The organism is Anaerotignum sp. MB30-C6, from assembly GCF_030908465.1.
Lineage (GTDB): Bacteria > Bacillota > Clostridia > Lachnospirales > Anaerotignaceae > Chakrabartyella.
The window spans coordinates 650,486-671,405 of sequence record NZ_CP133078.1; the positions used below are offsets into that span (position 1 = coordinate 650,486).

Sequence of the window (20,920 nt, forward strand, 5' to 3'; positions counted from 1 at the left end):
GATAGACCTCCTTAGGCGTCGATTGTGGAGATGCAAAGAGTTGTTTCTTCCAAAACATCCAAGAGAACTCTTACCGTATCCAAGGCGGTGAACATGGTTACGTTGTTTTCAACAGCGCACTGGCGGATTTCCTGACCGTCGCTCATGCCTTCTTCGGAGTTTACGTCTCTTGTATTGATGACATAGCTTACATACCCGGAGCGGATGGAGTCGAAGATTTCTTCACTGCCTTCGCTTACTTTTTTCTTGATACGAGTACGGATACCGTGTTCTTTCAAGAACTCCGCTGTACCTGCTGTTGCTTCGATGTTAAAGCCCAGTTCGTAGAAGCGGCGGATGAGAGGCAACGCTTCTTCTTTATCTTTATCCGTAATGGTTGCCAAAACGGTACCGTAGTTCAGGATGGTCATACCCGATGCCTGTAATGCTTTGTACAATGCTCTGTTCAATTTGTTGTCGTAACCGATTGCTTCCCCTGTGGATTTCATTTCTGGGGAAAGGTAGGTGTCCATTCCTCTTAACTTGGAGAAGGAGAAGGCAGGAACCTTTACATACCATCTTGGGCTTTCGTCGGGGTAGATACCGAAGATACCCTGTTCTTTTAATGTTTTGCCCAAGATTACCAGTGTTGCAATGTCCGCCAAGGAGAAACCTGTTGCCTTGGAAAGGAAAGGCACTGTTCTGGAGGATCTAGGGTTTACTTCGATTACATAAACGTTGTCTTCGCTATCTACAATGAACTGGATGTTGAACAAGCCACGGATGCCGATGCCCAGACCCAGTTTCTTTGTGTATTCCAGAATTTTGCCTTTTGCCTTCTGGGATACGCTGAAGGTAGGGTAAACGCTGATGGAGTCGCCGGAGTGAACCCCTGTGCGTTCTACGTGTTCCATGATACCAGGTACGAATACGTCGAAGCCGTCGCAAACTGCGTCTACTTCCAATTCCTTGCCTTGGATATATTTATCTACCAGTACGGGCTGATCTTCATTTATCTCTACTGCTGTTTTCAAGTAGGTACGCAGTGCGTTTTCGTTTGCAACAATTTGCATTGCACGGCCGCCTAAAACGTAGCTGGGGCGAACCAAAACGGGGTAGCCGATTTCGTTGGCTGCTTTTACGCCGTCTTCGATATTGGTGACTGCATGACCTACTGGCTGTGGGATGTCTAAATCTTTCATGATATGCTCAAAGGCATCTCTGTTTTCTGCTCTTTCGATGGCATCTACGTCAGTACCGATGATTTCCACACCACGTTCCATCAAAGGCTGTGCCAAGTTGATTGCTGTCTGACCGCCAAGGGATGCGATAACACCCAGAGGTTTTTCCAGTTCTACGATGTTCATAACATCTTCTACGGTAAGGGGTTCAAAGTAAAGCTTATCGCTGGTAGTATAATCGGTAGAAACGGTTTCGGGGTTGTTGTTGATAATGATGGATTCGTAACCGAATTCTTTGATGGTTGTTACAGCGTGAACGGTGGAGTAGTCAAACTCTACACCTTGACCAATTCTGATGGGCCCTGAGCCAAGAACGATAATTTTCTTCTTATCGGTGATGATGGAGTCGTTCTTTTCTTCGTAGGTAGAGTAGAAGTAAGGAATGTAGCCTTCTACACCACTGGTTTCAATCATTTTGTATACAGGGAACAGGTTCATTGCCTTACGCTGATTGAAAACTTCCACTTCTTTTTTATTCCACAGCTTCGCAATCATGTGATCGGAGAAGCCCATTTTTTTCGCAACAGAGAGGATTTCTTCGTTTCCTACGTTTTCAGCAAGTACCTTTTCGTAATCTACGATGTTTTTCATGACCTCTAAGAAGTATTTTGTAATCATGGTTGCGTTGAAGATTTCATCCAGAGATATGCCGTTGCGGATTAACTGAGCGATGGCGTAAATTCTGTCGTCAGGGCTTTCAGAAATATAGGCAAGCAATTCCTCGTTGCTCACGTGATCAAACTTTGCCATATATAGGTGGGAAACACCGATTTCTAAGGAGCGAACTGATTTTAAGATACATTCCTCGATGGTGCGGCCGATGCTCATTACTTCCCCTGTTGCTTTCATCTGTGTGCTCAGTTTATTTGTTGCAGAGGCAAATTTATCGAAAGCGAATCTAGGGAATTTCGCTACGATATAGTCTAGTGCAGGTTCATAGTTCGCATTTACATGAGCGATTTTGATTTCTTCCAAAGTCATACCCACAGCAATTTTTGCTGTCACTCTGGCGATGGGGTAGCCACTTGCTTTGGATGCCAATGCGGAGGAGCGGGACACACGGGGGTTTACTTCGATTAAGTAGTACTTGGAGGAGTTAGGGTCTAGAGCGAACTGTACGTTACAGCCGCCTTCGATTTTTAAGGCACGGATGATTTTCAGTGCGCTGTCTCTAAGCATTGTAAAGTCATCGTCGCTCAAAGTTAAGATGGGAGCGACTACAATGGAGTCACCTGTATGCACACCAACGGGGTCGATGTTTTCCATGCCGCAGATGGTGATGGCTCTATCCGTTTTATCTCTCATTACTTCAAATTCGATTTCTTTGTAGCCTTTTACACTTTTTTCTACCAATACCTGATGGGTAGGGGAAAGCTTAAGGGCATTTTTCATAATTGTTTTTAGTTCTGTTTCATTTCCTGCAAAACCACCGCCTGTACCGCCTAATGTGAAGGCAGGACGAAGAACAACGGGGTAGCCGATTTCATTTGCTGCTTTGATTGCTTCTTCTACGGAGTAAGTAATAATAGAGGGAATAACGGGCTCGCCGATTTCCTGACACAGTTCTTTGAACAACTCTCTATCCTCTGCTCTTTCAATACTTTCGCAGCTTGTACCCAAGAGTTCAACTTGACATTCTTTCAGGATACCTTTTTTTTCTAACTGCATAGCGAGGTTTAACCCTGTCTGTCCGCCGATACCGGGAACGATGGCATCGGGGCGTTCGTATCTGAGGATTTTTGCGATATACTCTAATGTCAAAGGTTCCATATAAACCTTATCCGCAATGGTTGTATCTGTCATGATTGTAGCGGGGTTAGAGTTTACCAGTACTACTTCATAGCCTTCTTCCTTCAACGCAAGGCAAGCTTGTGTGCCAGCGTAGTCAAACTCCGCAGCCTGTCCGATTACGATAGGGCCGGAGCCGATGATAAGGATTTTTTTGAGATCTGTTCTTTTAGGCATTGAATATCCTCCTTAATATATATAAAAAATAAATGGGTTAACAAATTTAGCTTTTGCTTTGGATTCCTTAGGTAGAATTTATTTCTACATAAGGTGGTTACCCTCTTTTGTAAGCAATCTTTCCACCACAAAGGGTTAGTTCACAGCGACCGTAGACTACTTTTCCTGCAAAGGGTGTGCTTTTTCCCATAGAGAGGAAGTCCTCAGGGTTTATTTTGTACCTTTTGTTTAAATCAAATACGGTGAAATCTGCCGATTGTCCAACTTCCAGAGGAGTTCCAATACCGAAACGTTTTCTAGGGTTGGTATGAAGCAGTTCAACTAATTTTTCTAAGGTGATGATTCTTGTTTGTACCAATTCGGTATATAAAACTGGGAAGGCAGTTTCTAAGCCAACGATGCCCATCATACTTCCAGCTAGGCCTTTTGATTTTTCTTCGGCGGAGTGGGGGGCATGGTCTGTAGCAATCATATCTATGGTGCCATCTTTTATGCCTTCGATTAAGGCAAGTCTGTCTGCCTCGCTTCGGATGGGGGGGTTCATTTTGAACCGACCGTCTTCCTCAAGCATCATATCGTTCATCACTAAGTAATGTGGTCCTGTTTCGCAGGTGACGTTAATTCCCTCGGCTTTTGCCTTTCTTATGAGGTCCACCGTTTCTTTTGTAGAGATATGGCAAACGTGATATTTGCAGCCTGTTTCTTTTACAAGGGCCAAGTCTCGTTCCACCTGTTTCCATTCGCTTTCGGAGCAGATACCTTTGTGGTTGTGAAGAGCGGCATACTCGCCATCGTGGATATAGCCTCCACGAAGTAAAGTGTTATCTTCGCAGTGGGCAGCAATAATTTTTCCGTATTTACTGATGCTTCTCATTGCCTCTTTCATCATTTCGTCACTTTGCACACCACGGCCATCATCGCTAAAGGCGCACACATCTTCAATGAGTTCATCATACTTAGAAAGTTCCAGTCCTTTTTCGCCGACAGTGATTGTACCGTAGGGATGTACATTTATGCAAGCATTTTTTTTGATAATTTCTAATTGGGGTGTAAGATTTTCCCTTGAGTCTGGTGTGGGGGAAAGGTTTGGCATAGCACAAACGGTGGTGTAACCCCCGTGAGCTGCTGCTTTTGTGCCTGTTTCAATGGTCTCTTTATAAAAAAATCCCGGTTCTCTTAGATGTACGTGAACATCAATAAAACCGGGAAATACAAAGCAATCTTCCAAATCAAAGAGAATACTCTGAGAAGTGGAAGACGGTTTCGCTGTAGAAATTTCAGAAATGAGACCATCCATAACAAATACGTTGGATTTGACAAATCTGCCTTGAACAAATACGTTAACATTAGGTAAAATGTAGTTCAAGTGATTCAGCTCCTTTCATTCGCTAGTGGGTGGTGAGTATTTCTTTACAAATTGTCAGTAGTATAGCATACGGTTTTTATTGTGTCAATAAAAAAATTTCGGGTTTTTTATGAAAGCCTGAATTGACAGAATCAAATTCCTTGTGTTAGACTGAGTATGTCAATTTAAGGGGCTTTTTATTACTGACGGATAAGTGGGAGACCACAAGGGAGTAAAAAGTCTGAATTTAAGCAGTTAGAACATAATCGGCGTTTTTACGCTGATCCTGATTATGGGTTAATATCAGGGGAAAATGCTGCTTTTGTCGACCGTCTGGGCAGTCCTGTTTCTAACTAAGGAATAGGAATGCCCTTTTTTGTGTTCAATTTATCTTATTACTTAACCAACAGGAGGTTATCCATGAAAAAAATCGCGATTCTTATGGGCAGTGACAGTGATTTTCCCGTTGTGGAAAAAGCATTAACAACTTTGGACAAGTTTGGTGTTCCTTTTGAGGTACACGTTTATTCCGCTCACAGAACACCCGAAGAAGCAAGAGCCTTTGCTATGAATGCCAGAAAGAATGGCTTTGGTGCAATCATTGCAGCAGCAGGGAAAGCGGCGCATTTAGCAGGAGCCATGGCGGCAAACAGCACATTGCCTGTAATCGGTATCCCCATCAAATCCTCAACATTAGATGGCTTGGATGCACTCCTTTCAACTGTACAAATGCCCGGGGGATTGCCTGTGGCAACAGTAGCCATTGATGGCGCAGAAAATGCAGCATTGTTGGCAATTCAGATTTTGGCAGTAACAGATGAAGCTTTGGCAGAAAAATTGGACGCTGCTAGAGTAGAGAATGCAAAAAGTGTTTTAGAAAAAGACCGTTTATTAGCGGAAAAATATAACAAGTAAGCAATAGAGAAATAATACCTTGGGCTTATCTAAAAACCCGTTATTTTCACCAAGAAGTTAGATATTGTTAAGGGGAAAGCAAGGCAGAATAGAAAAGGATATAGATGAGTCTATATGGATATAAAGTTTTGTCTTGCCCTTTTTGAAAAAATGGACGGGTTGGGATTACCCAATGGTTTATCTTTTTATGAATATATGAAAACCCAAAGGCACATTAAAAATTAAGAGTATTCTTTTAGGAGGAATTCGTATCATGGAAAAAACAGCTCAGATGTATGAAGGCAAGGCAAAAAAGGTGTATGCAACCAATGATGAGAACTACTGTATTGTTTCCTATAAAGACGATGCAACTGCGTTCAATGGTCTGAAAAAAGGTACAATCATGGGTAAGGGTGCCATCAATAACCGTGTAACAAACCACCTTATGAAGCTTTTGGAAAAGAGCGGAATTCCCACTCACTTTGTGGAAGAACTCTCCGATAGAGAAACAGTAGTAAAAAGAGTATCTATTGTACCTTTGGAAGTTATTGTTAGAAACATTGCCGCAGGCTCTTTGGCGAAACGCCTTGGATTAGAAGAAGGCACAAAAATGAAAAGCACTGTGCTTGAATTTTGCTATAAAAACGATGATTTGGGCGACCCTATGATTAATGAATATCACATTTTAGCAATGGATTTTGCAACAAAAGAAGAAATTGATTTGATTGCAAAGTATTCTTTAAAAATTAACGAAATTTTAGGTAGCTATTTAAAAGAAGCAAATATTGAATTAATTGATTTTAAATTAGAATTTGGTAAAACAGCAGATGGACAGATCGTATTGGCTGATGAAATTTCCCCTGATACGTGCCGTTTTTGGGATTCTGTAACAGGCGAAAAGCTTGACAAAGACAGATTCCGCCGTGATATGGGCAATGTCGAGGACGCTTATCAGGAAATATTGAAGCGTTTGATGGGTGAATAATTAATTTTAACTCAAACGGATTAGATGAGGTGCGAATATGTGTATGAACGAAATTCATGAGGAATGTGGTGTATTTGGCATTATTGGAAAAGAAACCGCAACGGTTGCAGCAACGACTTATTATGGTTTGTTTGCGTTGCAGCATAGAGGTCAGGAAAGCTGCGGCATTGTAGTAAACGACGATGGTGTTTTCCGTTTTCATAAAGATCCGGGTTTGGTAAACGATGTTTTTACTCCACAGGTTATGGCTTCTTTGGGGGAAGGGAATATGGCAATTGGCCATGTTCGTTATGGAACAACAGGGAACAATGATCGTTCCAACGCCCAGCCTATTGTAGTAAACCATATTAAGGGCAAACTGGCTTTGGCTCATAATGGTAATTTAGTCAATTCTTTTGAATTAAGGCAAGAGCTGGAAATGCAAGGCTCCATTTTCCATACAACAAGTGATACAGAGGTTATTTCTTATGTAATTACCAAAGAAAGGTTGAATGCGCCTTCTATTGAAGAGGCGGTGAACCGTGCAATGAACCGTATTCAAGGAGCGTATTCGTTAGTGATTATGTCGGCTTCCAAAATGATTGCAGCAAGAGATCCCCGGGGGTTTAGACCCCTTTGCTATGGAAGGACAGCCGATGGCAGCTATGTTGTTGCTTCGGAAAGCTGCGCACTGGATGCGGTTGGTGCAAGTTTTATTCGTGATATTCGCCCTGGCGAAATTGTGGTTTTTGATCATGACGGAATTCGTTCTATTACAGATCACTGTAACAAAGAAAAGCCTACGATGTGTATTTTTGAATATATTTATTTCTCCAGACCCGACTCCCGTGTGGAAGGCAGAAGTGTTCATGATGCGAGGGTAAAAGCGGGTGCTTGCTTGGCAATGGAACACCCTGTACAGGCAGACGTTGTAATTGGTGTTCCTGACTCTGGTTTGGATGCCGCCATTGGTTACGCAAGACAGTCTGGCATTCCTTACGGGATGGGTTTTATCAAAAACAAATATATTGGACGTACCTTTATTGCCCCTGGGCAGAAGGTGCGTGAAGATAAGGTGAAAATCAAACTGAATGTTATTGCAGAAACGGTAAGGGGTAAAAGAGTGGTATTGGTAGACGACTCCATCGTTAGAGGTACAACCTCTGCTCGTATTGTAAAGCTTTTGCGTGATGCAGGTGCCACAGAAGTACATATGCGTTCTTCTGCACCTCCCTTCTTGTATCCTTGTTTCTACGGCACCGACGTAGATTCTCAGGAAAACTTGATTGCTTGCAATCACACAATTGATGAAATCAGGGATATTATCTGTGCAGACAGCCTGGGATATTTAAGCTTAGACCACCTAAGTATGCTCATCGGTACCCCGAAGGGTGAGGGTTACTGTGCATCTTGTTTCGATGGAAAGTATCCCACAGAAGTTCCAACACAGTCTGATAAAAACAGGTTTGAAGATAAGCTCAGTGAGAGGAGAAAAAAACAAGATGAAAAGTCACAGTGAAAGCTATAAAGCAGCAGGTGTAGACATTGAAGCAGGGTATCAGGCAGTTGAGCTGATGAAAAAGCATATCGCAAAAACAATGACAGCAGGGGCCATGTCTGATATTGGTGGTTTTGGCGGTTTGTTTGAGCTGGATATGACGGGAATTACAAAGCCTGTTTTGGTCAGTGGAACCGACGGCGTAGGTACAAAGCTGAAACTGGCTTTCTTGATGGATAAGCATGATACCGTTGGCATTGACTGCGTGGCTATGTGTGTGAACGATATTATTTGCGTTGGAGCAAAGCCTTTGTTCTTCTTAGACTATATTGCAGTGGGAAAAAACTTCCCTGAAAAAATTGCATCCATCGTTTCCGGTGTTGCGGAAGGCTGTGTACAGTCCGGTGCCGCATTAAGCGGCGGTGAAACAGCAGAAATGCCTGGATTTTATCCCGAGAATGAATATGACTTGGCAGGTTTCTCCGTAGGTGTTGTGGATAAAGCAAAGGTTTTAAATAACAAAACAATCCAAGAAGGGGATGCTATCATTGCGTTGCCTTCTAGCGGCGTTCATTCCAATGGGTTCTCCTTGGTTCGCCGTGTGTTTGATGTGGAAAATATAGATATGAAGGCTCCTGTGGAGGAACTGGGTGGCAAATCTTTGGGTGAAACATTGTTGACACCAACAAAAATTTATGTAAAGCCTATGCTGGCGGTATTTGAAGAAGTAACAGTAAAAGCGGTTTCCCATATTACTGGCGGTGGCTTCTATGAAAATATTCCTAGAAGCATTCCAAAAGGTTTCGGAGCAAAAATTGATAGAAATACATTGAGAATATTGCCTATTTTCGATTTGATTGCAAAAAAAGGTAACATTCCTGAAAGAGACATGTTTAATACCTTTAATATGGGCGTTGGTATGAGCGTGGTTGTAGCAAAAGAAGATGTGGAAAAAACATTGGAAATTTTGAAGGCAAACGGTGAAGATGCATATGTAATGGGCGAAATTGTTGCCTCCCAGGAAGGCGTGGAAATATGCTAAGAACAAAAATTGCAGTTTTTGTTTCCGGTGGTGGCACAAATTTACAGGCATTGCTTGATGCCCAAAAAAGAGGGGAAATTCCCAGTGGAGAAATTGCCTTGGTTTTAGCCAGTAACGACAGTGCGTATGCATTAACCAGAGCAGCAGATAACGGTGTGAAAAGCGTTGTTGTGAAAAGAAAAGAATTCCCCTCTCAAGAAGTTTATGAACAGAAGATGAAAGAGGTTTTAGAAGAAAACGCTATCGAAATGATTGTTTTGGCTGGCTTTATGTCCTTGCTGAGTGAAGATTTTACTTTGGCTTACCCCAAAAGAATTGTGAATATCCATCCATCCTTAATTCCCTCTTTCTGCGGAAAAGGGTTTTATGGTTTGCATGTACATGAGGCGGCATTGGCATACGGCGTAAAAGTCACAGGTGCTACAGTGCATTATGTAAACGAAATTCCCGATGGTGGTGAAATTATTCTGCAAAAGGCAGTGGATGTTTTAGAAGGGGATACCCCAGAAGTGTTACAAAGGCGAGTAATGGAGCAGGCAGAGTGGGTAATTTTACCTAAGGCTGTGGAGATGGTAGCCCAGAAGTTACAGAAAGGAAACTGATATGAATATCTATAAAATGTACCCCATGGGGGATTTAGTAAGAGAAAATGCTTATGTAGGCAGAGGTATTGTAATCGGTAAAACAGGGGATGGTAACAAAGCCGCTGTTGCCTACTTCATTATGGGTCGAAGTGAAAATAGCCGTAACCGTATTTTTTTGGAAAACGGTGAAGAAGTAATCATCAAACCCTTTGATGATTCTAAAGTGGAAGATCCTTCTTTGATTATTTACTCTCCTATTAAAAGCCATGAAAATAAATTGATTGTAACAAATGGCAATCAAACGGATACCATTTTTAACCACATTAAGGTAGGAAAAACTTTTGAGGAAGCTTTGGAGACAAGAGAATTTGAACCAGATGCACCGAACTTCACACCTAGAATTAGCGGTATGCTGACTTTTGGTGAGGAAGATTTTACTTATAATATGAGTATCTTAAAAAGTGCCGATGCAAAAGGTAGTGCTTGTAATCGCTACACATTTTCTTATCCTGCATTAGAGGGCTTAGGTCACTTCATCCATACCTATGCTTGCGATGGCAATCCTTTGCCTACGTTCCAAGGTGAACCTGAAAGAGTAGCAATTCCTGATAAAATTGATGACTTGGTTCAGGACATTTGGGAAAACCTGAATGAAGAGAATAAAATCTCTCTATATGTGAGATATATTGATTTAAAAACAGGAACCATTGAAAATCGGATGGTCAACAAGAATAAGTAAGACATAAAATATAATCTTTGGGATGCTGTACAAGCCTTGCAAGCCCTTCAGATTCATTTATTTGCTTGCTTCCCGCAAATGTTTTACCACCGCCTTTTGGCGGTTACGAGTTACAAGGCTTAAGCTTTTACCAAAGAAGTGAGATTTCGGTATAAAAATACCCCACTTTTACAGAAGTGGGTGGGCAAAGTCCACGGTTTTGATTTTGCTGTTTTGTACATGTCTATAAATAAAACCAGTAAGGAGATTGGAATATGAATACCACAAAGGAAATTTATCTTTCCCCCTTTTCAACAAGATATGCCAGCAAAGAAATGCAGGCGGTGTTTTCTGAAGACTTCAAGTTCCGTACTTGGCGTAAACTTTGGATTGCCTTGGCGAAAGCAGAAAAGGAATTAGGCTTGGAGATTACCGACGAACAAATTGCGGAATTAGAGACTTTTAAAGATGATATCAACTTTGAAGTTGCAGAAGCCAGAGAGAAAATTGTACGTCATGACGTAATGAGCCATGTTTATGCCTATGGAAAACAGTGTCCGAAGGCAGAACCCATTATCCACTTAGGTGCAACCTCTTGCTATGTTGGTGATAATACAGATGTAATTATTTTGAAAGAAGCATCTCATATTATTTTGCAAAAATCGGCACAGGTGGTAAAAAACCTGACGGAGTTTGCCAAAGAATATAAGAATCTTCCTTGCTTGGGGTATACTCACCTTCAGCCTGCCCAGTTGACAACAGTTGGTAAGAGAGCAACCCTTTGGATTTATGAACTATGTCAGGATATTTATGAATTGGAGCATCGTTTGGAACAACTGCTTTTGTTAGGCTCCAAGGGTACAACAGGTACACAGGCAAGCTTTATGGAGCTGTTTGAAGGGGACGAAGAAAAAATCAAGAAGATGGAAGACATGATTGCAAAGGATATGGGTTTTAAAGGCTGTGTGCCCGTTTCCGGTCAGACATATTCCCGTAAGGTGGATGCTTATTTCTTGGCGGTACTTTCTGGCATTGCCCAGAGTGCTTATAAATTTTCCAATGATATGCGTATTTTGCAGTCCTTTGAAGAAATGGAAGAGCCTTTTGAAAAAAATCAGATTGGTTCCTCTGCAATGCCCTACAAGAGAAACCCCATGAGAAGTGAAAGAATTTCTGCTTTGGCACGTTATGTTATTGTGGATTCTTTAAACCCTGCATTAACTGCAGGTACCCAGTGGTTTGAAAGAACACTAGATGATTCCGCAAACAAGCGAATTTCCGTAGCGGAAGCATTCTTAGCGGTGGATTCTATTTTGAATATTTATATGAACGTAACAGCAGGCTTAGTTGTTTACGACAAAGTTGTGGAACGCCGTGTAATGGAAAAACTGCCTTTTATGGCAACAGAAAATATCATGATGAAATCTGTGAAAAAAGGTGGGAACAGACAGGAGTTGCATGAACAACTGCGTACCCACTCCCACGCTGCGGCAGCAAAGGTGAAGCTTGAGGGCGGACAGAACGATCTAATCGAAAGAATTGCAGCGGATGATGCCTTCCCCTTGACTTTAGAAGAAATCAAAGCAGAGTTAGACCCATCTTTGTATATCGGCAGAAGTGCATCTCAGGTTGACGAGTTCGTAAAAGAGGTAGCTGAGCCTATTATTGCTAGATGGCACGAAGGTGAAATTGAAGCAGATTTAAAGGTATAAAGACTTTGGGAGTTGCCCAAGCCCACCCTCTTTCTTGGAAGAAAGAGGGTCAAAGAAATTTTATGGGAAAACTTTGTTTTCCTTAGAGTGGCTTGACCTATGGTTTTAGAGATTCTAAGCAGATGATTTTTGTGATAAGAAGTGTAAGAAGAATCAAAATGTGTTCCCAAAACCCCACAATTGTGGGGTTTTAAGTGGGTCAAGGGTGAAACCCTTGCAGGGTTCAGGGACAGCGTCCCTGAGGTTTTTTCCTTTAATTTTATAATGAGAATTTGTCTTTAACAGGGGGATTTAGAAAATGAATGAATTTGAATTAAAGTATGGCTGTAATCCCAATCAGAAACCAGCAAAAATTTATATGGCTGACGGTAGTGAGCTGCCGATCCGCATTTTAAACGGAAAGCCAGGATATATCAACTTTTTGGATGCCTTTAATAGCTGGCAGTTAGTAAAAGAATTGAAGGAAGCGTTGGGTATGCCGGCGGCAACATCCTTTAAACATGTAAGCCCTACCTCTGCATCAGTAGGAACACCAATGAGTTTGGAATTGAAAAAAGCTTGTTTTGTAGACGATATGGATGGCTTGGATGAATCTCCCATTGCTTTGGCCTATGCAAGAGCAAGAGGGACAGACCGTATGTGTTCCTTCGGTGACTGGATTGCGTTAAGTGACGTTTGTGATGAAATAACGGCAAGGCTTATCAAAAGAGAGGTTTCCGACGGTATCATCGCTCCTGGATATACAGCAGAGGCTCTTAAAATTTTGAAAAGTAAAAGAAATGGCAACTACAATGTTGTTGAAATTGATGCTGATTTTATTCCCGATGAAAAAGAATTAAAACAAGTCTTCGGTATTACCTTTGAACAGGGCAGAAATAACTTTAAAATTGATAAGGCTCTCTTGGAAAACATCGTAACCGAAAATAAAGAACTTTCTGAAGATGCTAAGAGAGATTTAATCGTAGCTTTGATTACTTTAAAATATACCCAGTCTAACTCCGTTTGTTTTGCAAAGGATGGACAGGCCATCGGCGTTGGTGCCGGTCAGCAGTCCCGTATCCATTGCACCCGTCTTGCAGGCAGTAAGGCAGATATTTGGCACTTACGTCAGTGTGAAAAGGTTTTAAACTTACCTTTCTTACCTACCGTAAGCCGTCCCAACAGAGACAATGCCATCGACGTTTATATTTCTGATGATTATGAAGATGTATTGGCTGAGGGCGTATGGCAGGAGCTTTTTTCTAAAAAACCCGAACCATTCACAAGAGAAGAAAAGAAGGTTTACCTTTCTACCATTACAGGTGTAGCCTTGGGTAGCGATGCATTCTTCCCCTTTGGCGATAATATTGAAAGAGCGGCAAAAAGCGGTGTGTCTTTTATTGCTGAACCCGGTGGTTCTATCCGTGATGATAATGTGATTGAAACTTGTAATAAGTACGACATGGTTATGGCGTTTACTGGTATGCGTTTGTTCCATCACTAAGAAGGGGGAGGGCTTTTAGAATGAAGGTTATGGTAATTGGCGGTGGCGGCAGAGAGCATGCCATTGTGAAAAAAATCAAAGAAAACTCCAGTGTTGAAGAGCTTTTTGTTTTGCCTGGTAATGGTGGCATTGCCCAGGACGCAACTTGTGTGGATATTAGTGCAAAAGATGTGGATAAAATCGTTGCTTTCGCTGTAGAAAACAAAATTGAGTTTGCAGTAGTAGCCCCTGATGATCCTTTGGTATTGGGTGTTGTGGATGCTTTAGAGGCAGTGGGTGTTCCTTGCTTTGGCCCCAATAAAAGGGCAGCCATTCTGGAAGGAAGCAAGGTTTTCTCCAAAGACTTGATGAAGAAGTATAACATACCTACTGCGCAGTATGAAGTTTTTGATGATATGGCAAAGGCTTTGGAATACTTAGAAACTGCACCGATCCCTACCGTTGTAAAAGCGGATGGATTGGCACTAGGCAAAGGTGTTGTCATTGCAGAAACAAGAGAGCAGGCAAAAGATGCCGTTCGGTCTATGATGGAAGATAAGATTTTTGGTGCTAGTGGCGAGCATATTGTTATCGAAGAATTCCTTACAGGCCCCGAAGTTTCTGTTTTAGCTTTCACCGATGGTAAAACCATGATTCCTATGGTTTCCTCCATGGATCATAAGAGGGCATTAGATGGAGACAAGGGCTTGAACACAGGTGGTATGGGCACCATTGCCCCCAACCCTTATTACACAGAAAAGATTGCCGCTGAATGTATGGAAACCATTTACCTTCCTACTATGGAGGCAATGAATCAAGAAGAGAGAACCTTTAAAGGCTGTTTATACTTCGGCTTAATGCTCACACCCAATGGCCCGAAGGTAATTGAATATAATTGCCGTTTTGGTGATCCTGAAACGCAGGTTGTATTACCCCTTTTGGAAAGCGATCTTTTGACTATAATGCAACATATTGCAAAGGGTACTTTGGCGGAGGCAGAAGTGAAATTTGGGCAGAAAGCAGCTTGCTGTGTCATTATGGCATCGGCAGGATATCCTGGAAAATATGAAACAGGGTTCCCCATCACGTTGCCCGAAAACAGCAATCAAATTTATGTTGCAGGAGCAAAAATCAAAGACAGCGTTCTGATAACAGGCGGCGGCCGTGTATTGGGTGTAACAGAAGTAGCCAATTCCTTGGAAGAAGCCATTACAAAAGCTTATGAAACTGTGAAGACTGTAAAATTTGAAAATGCATATTATCGTAATGACATTGGTAAAAAAGCCTTAGAGGCGGAGGTGTAAGCATGGTTTATAGAATATATGTGGAGAAAAAACAAGGGCTTACAGCAGAGGCTGACTCCTTGCGTCAAGATATTGTAAGTTTGTTGGGCATTGACAGTTTAACGGATTTACGTCTTTTCAACCGTTATGATGTGGAAAACATTGAGAAGGACTTGTTTGAGGCTTGCAAAACCACTGTTTTTTCCGAGCCACAGCTTGATAACTTAAGCGAAGCATTGCCTAAGGCTGATGCAGTGGTGTTTGCAGTGGAATATTTACCTGGTCAGTTTGACCAGAGAGCAAATTCTGCGGCAGAATGTATCCAGATTATTTCTAAAAAGGAAAGACCTCTGGTTCGCACTGCAAAGGTCTACCTATTATATGGCAAGCTTTCTGAAGATGAAATTTTGGCAATCAAAAAGTACTTAATTAACCCTGTGGAAGCAAGGGAAGCAACCTTGGATACTTTTGAAACTTTGGCAGTTCAATATGAAATCCCCACAGAAGTGGCAACCATGGAAGGTTTCCTCGCTTTAGATGAAGCTGGTTTGGATGTTTTTGTGAAGGACATGGGCTTGGCTATGGATTTGGATGATATTAAAGTTTGTCAGGCGTATTTCAAAGAGGAGGATAGGAATCCTACCATCACGGAAATTAAAATGATTGATACTTATTGGTCTGACCATTGCCGTCATACAACTTTCTTAACAACAATTGACAGCATTAAGTTTGAAGATAGCTTGTTGCAGTCTGCTTATGATGAGTATTTGAAAACGAGAGAGGCCATTGGACGTACCAAGCCCATCAACTTGATGGATATGGGTACTATTGTTGCCAAATTCTTAAAACAACAAGGAAAGTTAAGTAAACTTGATGAATCTGAGGAAATTAATGCTTGTACTGTTAAAATAGATGTGAACGTTGAGGGGAAAATAGAGAAGTGGCTGTTGTTATTTAAAAACGAAACCCATAACCATCCCACAGAAATCGAACCCTTTGGTGGTGCGGCAACTTGCGTAGGTGGTGCAATTCGTGATCCATTGTCTGGTCGTTCCTATGTTTATGCGGCAATGCGTGTAACAGGTGCAGGAGATCCTTTGGTGCCTGTTTCAGAAACAATTCCTGGGAAACTGCCTCAGCGTAAAATTGTAACAACGGCGGCGGCAGGTTACAGCTCTTATGGTAACCAGATTGGCTTGGCTACTGGTCAGGTGGATGAAATTTATCATCCCGGCTATGTGGCAAAGAGAATGGAGATTGGTGCGGTAATCGGAGCGGCTCCTGCGGAAAATGTACGTAGAGAACAGCCCCAAGATACAGATATTGTTATCCTTTTAGGTGGACGTACAGGTCGTGACGGTTGTGGTGGTGCAACAGGCTCTTCCAAATCCCACACCGTAGAATCTTTAGAAAGCTGTGGCGCAGAGGTTCAGAAGGGGAATGCTCCTGAAGAAAGAAAATTACAGCGTTTGTTCCGTAATGCTGAAGCATCCAAGCTGATTAAGCGTTGTAATGACTTCGGTGCTGGCGGAGTATCCGTTGCCATTGGTGAGTTGGCACCTGGTTTGGTCATTGACTTAAATGCAGTGCCTAAGAAATACGAAGGCCTTGATGGAACAGAATTGGCAATCAGCGAATCTCAGGAGAGAATGGCAGTTGTTGTTGCGGCAAAAGATGTAGAACGTTTTAAAGAGTTGGCTTATGGAGAAAACTTGGAAGCAACGGTGGTTGCAGAAGTAAAGGCAGAGCCACGCCTGATCATGAAGTGGAATGGCAAGGACATTGTAAATATTTCCCGGGAATTTTTAGATTCTAACGGTGCTGAAAAGCACATTGATATTACTCCCGAGGCACCTAAAACTTTTGGTAAGGAAATCCCCACGGATTTCAAGGAAGGCTTTATGGCAGTGGCAGGTGATTTGAATGTTTGCTCCAAACGAGGGCTTTCTGAGCGTTTTGACTCTACCATCGGCGCAGGAACGGTTTTAATGCCTTTTGGTGGTAAAACCCAGCGTACACCCATTCAGGCAATGGTAAACAAAGTTTCCGTAGAGAAAAGGGATACCACAACCTGTTCTTTGATGGCTTGGGGTTATAATCCCTTTATTGCTGAAGCAAGCCCTTACCATAGTGCGTACTTGGCAGTTGTGGAGTCTGTTTCTAAATTGGTGGCAACAGGTGCAAAATTTGAGGATGTTTATTTATCTTTCCAAGAATACTTTGAAAAGCCTATGAAAGAGGGCAAGCGTTGGGGCAAGCCTTTAGCGGCATTACTAGGTGCATTTATGGCACAACAAGGATTGGAGATTGCCGCCATTGGTGGCAAGGATTCTATGAGTGGTAGCTTTGAGCAAATTGACGTACCCCCTACATTAGTATCCTTTGCAGTAACAACAGAAGAAATTGAACATATTGTTTCTCCAGAATTGAAAGGAGCTGATCATAAGGTTGCATTATTATTGCCTGAGTATGATGAAAACGGCTTACCTACAACGGATAGCTTGAAGAGAAACTATGACATCATTAATAAATTGATGAGAGATGGCAAGGTTCTGAGTGCGTACACGCTGACTTATGGCGGTATAGCAGAAGCTATTTTGAAAATGAGCATGGGTAATGAATTTGGTTTTGCCTTTGCTGATGGCATTTCCATGGAAACCGTATTTGGTTATCAGTATGGCGGTTTTGTATTGGAAATGGTGGGAGATGTGGAGGCAGGCATCCTTCTTGGGGAAACAACGGTGGAACAAGAGATCAAATTCAATCAAGAAACTGCTTCTATGAAAACACTATATGATGTTTATGAAGGGAAGCTAGAGGAAATTTTCCCTTGTAATATTTTGACTAAGGCGGAAGAAATCCCTACCTTTACCTATAAGACAGAAAAAGTATTCAAGGCAAAATCCTCTTTTGCAAAGCCTAAGGTGTTAATACCTGTATTCCCTGGTACAAATTGTGAGTACGATTCTGCAAAAGCAATGGAAAAAGCGGGTGCTAAGGCGGAAATTTTCGTAATTAACAACTTATCTGCGGCGGGTATTTCTGACTCTATACAGAGATTTGCCAAAGAAGTGCAGAATTCACAGATGATATTCATTCCCGGTGGATTTTCTGGTGGTGACGAACCCGATGGTTCCGGTAAGTTCATTACAGCTTTCTTCCGTAATCCGGAAATCAAGGAAGTTGTAACACAACTGTTAGAAGAAAAGGATGGGTTGATGTGTGGCATCTGTAATGGATTCCAAGCGTTAATTAAACTAGGCCTTGTTCCTTTTGGAAAAATTATGGATACCGATGAAACTTGTCCTACCCTTTCCTATAATACAATCGGTCGTCATCAGTCAAAATTGGTACGCACCAGAGTGGCTTCTAATAATTCTCCTTGGTTGATGCATGTAGAACCCGGTGAAATCATTACCGTGCCCATCTCTCATGGAGAAGGTCGATTATTGGCAAATCCTGAATTGGTGAAAGAATTGGCAAAGAATGGTCAGATTTTGACACAATACGTGGATAATTATGGGAAAACAACAAATGAGATTCAGTTTAATCCAAATGGTTCCACTTGTGCAATTGAAGGTTTGATTTCTCCCGATGGTCGAATAATTGGGAAAATGGGGCATTCAGAACGTATTGGGAATAACCTGTATCAGAACATACAAGGCAACTATGATATGAAGCTATTTGCTTCTGCAGTACAATATTATAAATAATTTATTGACAATCTGCAAAATATCTCGATAATAAGTATTATCGGGATATTTTTTCGTGCCAAATTTTGGGACAAGGAGGATTGTAAACAAATGAAGAACTAATTGATTTTGCATTCAATTTTTCAAGTGTATTGTGTGCAGCTATTGGGGGCATTAGTAAAATATCACAATTGTTATCAATAAAAACTAAAAAAACATGGCTATTTTGGATGAAAATTGACAAAAAAAATTAGTTATAGGGGAAAACTCACGAATTTCTGTTTAAATGTTTGTACAAATCGGAAATTGCATTTTCTAAGGTTGTATGATAACTTATAGTACAAGTAATACATGGTGTACGACAAGTGTTAGAACAGCAATTAAAACATTAGCGGAAAGAGCCTCAAAAGACGCGCCGAGTTTTTCGTGTTGTTTTCAAACGAAAAGGGGCCATGCAGTAGATTAGGGGAGAGAATCATGGATTACTATAAAGGTAGATTGTCACTGAGTGACGAGGTTTACAATCAAATATTAGAGAAAATCACCAGCGGAGAGTGGAAAGTAGGCGATAAACTTCCTTCTGAAAGCAAACTTTGCAGTCTATTTGGTGTAAGCAGGACTAGCGTTCGAGCTGCTCTGCAAAATTTGCAGGGAAGTGGTATTGTTGTTACGATGCAGGGGGTTGGTTCTTTTGTCCATAGAAACCCTGCGCAAGTAGTGACAGATGAGGAACCTACTGAAAAAATAAAGTCATCTGATATTACAAGTGAGGAATTTAAAGAATTTTTTGAATTCCGACAGGCCATAGAATTTAAAGCCATTGAATTTTTTGTGAGAAGGGCTACAAAAGAAGATGAAGCCATACTGAAAGATTTAGTTGATAAAATGCAAGAAGCAGGGAAAAGTAATGATGCAGTGGCATTTACAAAATATGATTTTGAATTTCATATGGCTATTATACAAGCAACAAAAAACGTATTTCTATATAATGCAATGCTGAACTATCAAGATATTTTCTTCCATTATATGGCGGAGATTACACGTTTGACGGATAAACCTTTGTCTGTTTTGGCGGAGGAGCATTTAGAGCTATATACGTATCTGGTTGAGAAGAAGCCAAAATGGGCAAAAGATTACTTGTTCTGTGATAATACGTATTATCATGTTGCGTACTTCAATGGGCGTTAATCTTTGAATCAAATAGCTTTTTAATTATTTTTACCTAAATAAAAATGAAACAGAAAAGGTGTTTTCGCCGAAGTACGGGACTTTTTATAAATGAGTGTGTGTGTCACTGGACATATACGCGAAAGAATTGCGGTTTCTCTACGCAAGAAATTAACAAAAGAAAAGGGCTATGGCAGCTGTCTTTGGAAGGGGCGGTAAGTACGTAGCAAAGGAAAAACTAGTTGGAAGAATCCAAACAAAAATGAGGAGGGTAAATTAAAATGAAAAAGAGATTATTAGCAGGTATTATGTGTGCTGTCATGGCTTTAGGCGTTGCAGGTTGCGGCGGCGGCGGTAGCAGTGAAGGTGGCGGCGATGCAAAGGCTGTAAACCTGAAAATGGCTGTAACACCTTCTGAAACCAGCGTATGGATGGTTGCAGCAAACGAATTCAAGAAACTGGTTGAAGAACGTACAGAAGGTAGATACACTGTAACAATTTACGCTAACGAGCAGTTGGCAGCAGGTGATCAGACAAAGGGTGTAGAAATGTTATTCAACGGCACAACAGACGTTGACCTTCATTCTTCCATGATCATCTCCAACGTAGTACCTGAATTGTCCGTAATCAGTATGCCTTGGTTGTTCCCTAATGGCTATGATAGCGTTGACGAATATATCTTCAACGAAGGTTCCACCGGTTCTACTTTTATCAAAGAAGCGATTGCAGCAAAAGGCGCTCATGTAGTAGGTATTGGTGAAAATGGTTTCCGTCAGATTACCAACAACAAAACTCCTATCAACTCTGCTGCGGATATGGCTATGTTAAAAGTTAGAATTCCAGCAATCTCCATTTTGGTAGACGTGTTTAAAGAATTAGGTGCTGACCCTACACAGATGGCATTTAGTGAAGTTTTCACAGCTTTACAGCAGGGTGCAATTGATGGCCAGGAAAACCCTTATGACACAATCAGATCTGCAAAAGTTCAGGAAGTTCAGAAATACATGACAATCTGGAACTACTGCTATGATCCAATTGTATTGAGTGTAAGCGGTAACATCTGGAACAAGCTGAGCGATGAAGATAAGGCTATTTTTGAGGCAGCAGGTAAAGAAGCATGCGCTACTCAGGTTGCAGCTTCTAGAGAAATGGATGCTGAAATTATTGAAGAATTCAAGGGCATTGGCGTAGAAGTTAACGAATTATCTAATGAAGCGATCGAAGAAATGAAGACAGTAGTTGCTCCTGTATATGATAAGTATAGAGCAGAATTCGGCGACGAATCATTCGCAGCTTTTGGTTATACTTTTGAATAATTAGACTTATTGGAATAAATAGTAGTGTCGAGAGGGCAGGAGACACGCTGTCCCGCCC

At 41.5% G+C, this 20,920-nt stretch carries 14 protein-coding genes and 1 riboswitch; of the genes, 12 read left to right on the top strand and 2 right to left on the bottom strand.

The annotated features are described in order from the left end of the window. Positions 1-11: 11 nt before the first annotated feature. Positions 12-3,185 carry a carbamoyl-phosphate synthase large subunit gene (gene carB, locus RBQ60_RS03280; RefSeq protein ID WP_307885166.1) on the bottom strand — a complete coding sequence of 1,058 codons (3,174 nt, stop codon included), beginning with the start codon at positions 3,183-3,185 and terminating at the stop codon, positions 12-14. Positions 3,186-3,282: 97 nt separating this feature from the next. Continuing rightward, positions 3,283-4,551, bottom strand: coding sequence for a dihydroorotase (locus RBQ60_RS03285; protein WP_307885167.1), 1,269 nt, complete (start codon positions 4,549-4,551; stop codon positions 3,283-3,285). A gap of 168 nt (positions 4,552-4,719) precedes the next feature. Then, positions 4,720-4,876: riboswitch (ZMP/ZTP riboswitch) on the top strand. A gap of 74 nt (positions 4,877-4,950) precedes the next feature. Here RBQ60_RS03285 and purE point away from each other — a divergent pair. From purE to dctP, 12 genes are all read left to right on the top strand, one after another. Beyond that, on the top strand, positions 4,951-5,445 hold the full coding sequence (gene purE / locus RBQ60_RS03290) for a 5-(carboxyamino)imidazole ribonucleotide mutase (RefSeq protein WP_307885168.1): 495 nt from the start codon (positions 4,951-4,953) through the stop codon (positions 5,443-5,445). 253 nt (positions 5,446-5,698) lie between these two features. After that, on the top strand, positions 5,699-6,409 hold the full coding sequence (gene purC, locus RBQ60_RS03295) for a phosphoribosylaminoimidazolesuccinocarboxamide synthase (RefSeq protein WP_307885169.1): 711 nt from the start codon (positions 5,699-5,701) through the stop codon (positions 6,407-6,409). Between the two features lie 37 nt (positions 6,410-6,446). After that, a complete protein-coding gene (purF, locus tag RBQ60_RS03300) occupies positions 6,447-7,907 on the top strand; it encodes an amidophosphoribosyltransferase (protein ID WP_331654232.1) in 1,461 nt (486 codons plus the stop codon). Beyond that, positions 7,891-8,928: a phosphoribosylformylglycinamidine cyclo-ligase gene (gene purM / locus RBQ60_RS03305; protein ID WP_307885170.1), complete on the top strand. Its 1,038-nt coding sequence runs from the start codon at positions 7,891-7,893 to the stop codon at positions 8,926-8,928. Before purF ends, purM begins: the two co-directional genes overlap by 17 nt. Further along, positions 8,922-9,530, top strand: a complete 609-nt coding sequence (gene purN, locus RBQ60_RS03310) for a phosphoribosylglycinamide formyltransferase (protein WP_307885171.1) — start codon at positions 8,922-8,924, stop codon at positions 9,528-9,530. The genes purM and purN overlap by 7 nt, the downstream gene beginning before the upstream one ends. Before the next feature lies 1 nt (position 9,531). Then, complete coding sequence (locus RBQ60_RS03315; protein ID WP_307885172.1) at positions 9,532-10,251, top strand: IMP cyclohydrolase; 720 nt, start codon at positions 9,532-9,534, stop codon at positions 10,249-10,251. A gap of 254 nt (positions 10,252-10,505) precedes the next feature. Continuing rightward, positions 10,506-11,942, top strand: coding sequence for an adenylosuccinate lyase (gene purB / locus RBQ60_RS03320; protein ID WP_307885173.1), 1,437 nt, complete (start codon positions 10,506-10,508; stop codon positions 11,940-11,942). 298 nt (positions 11,943-12,240) lie between these two features. Beyond that, on the top strand, positions 12,241-13,425 hold the full coding sequence (locus RBQ60_RS03325; RefSeq protein WP_307885174.1) for a phosphoribosylaminoimidazolecarboxamide formyltransferase: 1,185 nt from the start codon (positions 12,241-12,243) through the stop codon (positions 13,423-13,425). A gap of 20 nt (positions 13,426-13,445) precedes the next feature. Further along, on the top strand, positions 13,446-14,708 hold the full coding sequence (purD, locus tag RBQ60_RS03330; RefSeq protein WP_307885175.1) for a phosphoribosylamine--glycine ligase: 1,263 nt from the start codon (positions 13,446-13,448) through the stop codon (positions 14,706-14,708). Between the two features lie 2 nt (positions 14,709-14,710). Then, positions 14,711-18,400 (top strand): phosphoribosylformylglycinamidine synthase, encoded by a 3,690-nt coding sequence (locus tag RBQ60_RS03335; RefSeq protein WP_307885176.1) that lies wholly within the window; start codon positions 14,711-14,713, stop codon positions 18,398-18,400. A gap of 456 nt (positions 18,401-18,856) precedes the next feature. Further along, positions 18,857-19,567: a FadR/GntR family transcriptional regulator gene (locus tag RBQ60_RS03340; protein ID WP_307885177.1), complete on the top strand. Its 711-nt coding sequence runs from the start codon at positions 18,857-18,859 to the stop codon at positions 19,565-19,567. A gap of 260 nt (positions 19,568-19,827) precedes the next feature. Then, positions 19,828-20,862, top strand: a complete 1,035-nt coding sequence (dctP, locus tag RBQ60_RS03345; RefSeq protein WP_307885178.1) for a TRAP transporter substrate-binding protein DctP — start codon at positions 19,828-19,830, stop codon at positions 20,860-20,862. Positions 20,863-20,920 lie beyond the last annotated feature (58 nt).

What these genes read in the sequence shown, in the direction of transcription:
- RBQ60_RS03325 (WP_307885174.1), top strand. Translation starts at nt 12,241, where the DNA reads ATGAATGAATTTGAATTAAAGTATGGCTGTAATCCCAATCAGAAACCA.
- purD (WP_307885175.1), top strand. Translation starts at nt 13,446, where the DNA reads ATGAAGGTTATGGTAATTGGCGGTGGCGGCAGAGAGCATGCCATTGTG.
- purF (WP_331654232.1), top strand. Translation starts at nt 6,447, where the DNA reads ATGTGTATGAACGAAATTCATGAGGAATGTGGTGTATTTGGCATTATT.
- dctP (WP_307885178.1), top strand. Translation starts at nt 19,828, where the DNA reads ATGAAAAAGAGATTATTAGCAGGTATTATGTGTGCTGTCATGGCTTTA.
- purB (WP_307885173.1), top strand. Translation starts at nt 10,506, where the DNA reads ATGAATACCACAAAGGAAATTTATCTTTCCCCCTTTTCAACAAGATAT.
- RBQ60_RS03315 (WP_307885172.1), top strand. Translation starts at nt 9,532, where the DNA reads ATGAATATCTATAAAATGTACCCCATGGGGGATTTAGTAAGAGAAAAT.
- purC (WP_307885169.1), top strand. Translation starts at nt 5,699, where the DNA reads ATGGAAAAAACAGCTCAGATGTATGAAGGCAAGGCAAAAAAGGTGTAT.
- purM (WP_307885170.1), top strand. Translation starts at nt 7,891, where the DNA reads ATGAAAAGTCACAGTGAAAGCTATAAAGCAGCAGGTGTAGACATTGAA.
- purN (WP_307885171.1), top strand. Translation starts at nt 8,922, where the DNA reads ATGCTAAGAACAAAAATTGCAGTTTTTGTTTCCGGTGGTGGCACAAAT.
- RBQ60_RS03335 (WP_307885176.1), top strand. Translation starts at nt 14,711, where the DNA reads ATGGTTTATAGAATATATGTGGAGAAAAAACAAGGGCTTACAGCAGAG.
- RBQ60_RS03340 (WP_307885177.1), top strand. Translation starts at nt 18,857, where the DNA reads ATGGATTACTATAAAGGTAGATTGTCACTGAGTGACGAGGTTTACAAT.
- purE (WP_307885168.1), top strand. Translation starts at nt 4,951, where the DNA reads ATGAAAAAAATCGCGATTCTTATGGGCAGTGACAGTGATTTTCCCGTT.
- carB (WP_307885166.1), bottom strand. Translation starts at nt 3,185, where the DNA reads ATGCCTAAAAGAACAGATCTCAAAAAAATCCTTATCATCGGCTCCGGC.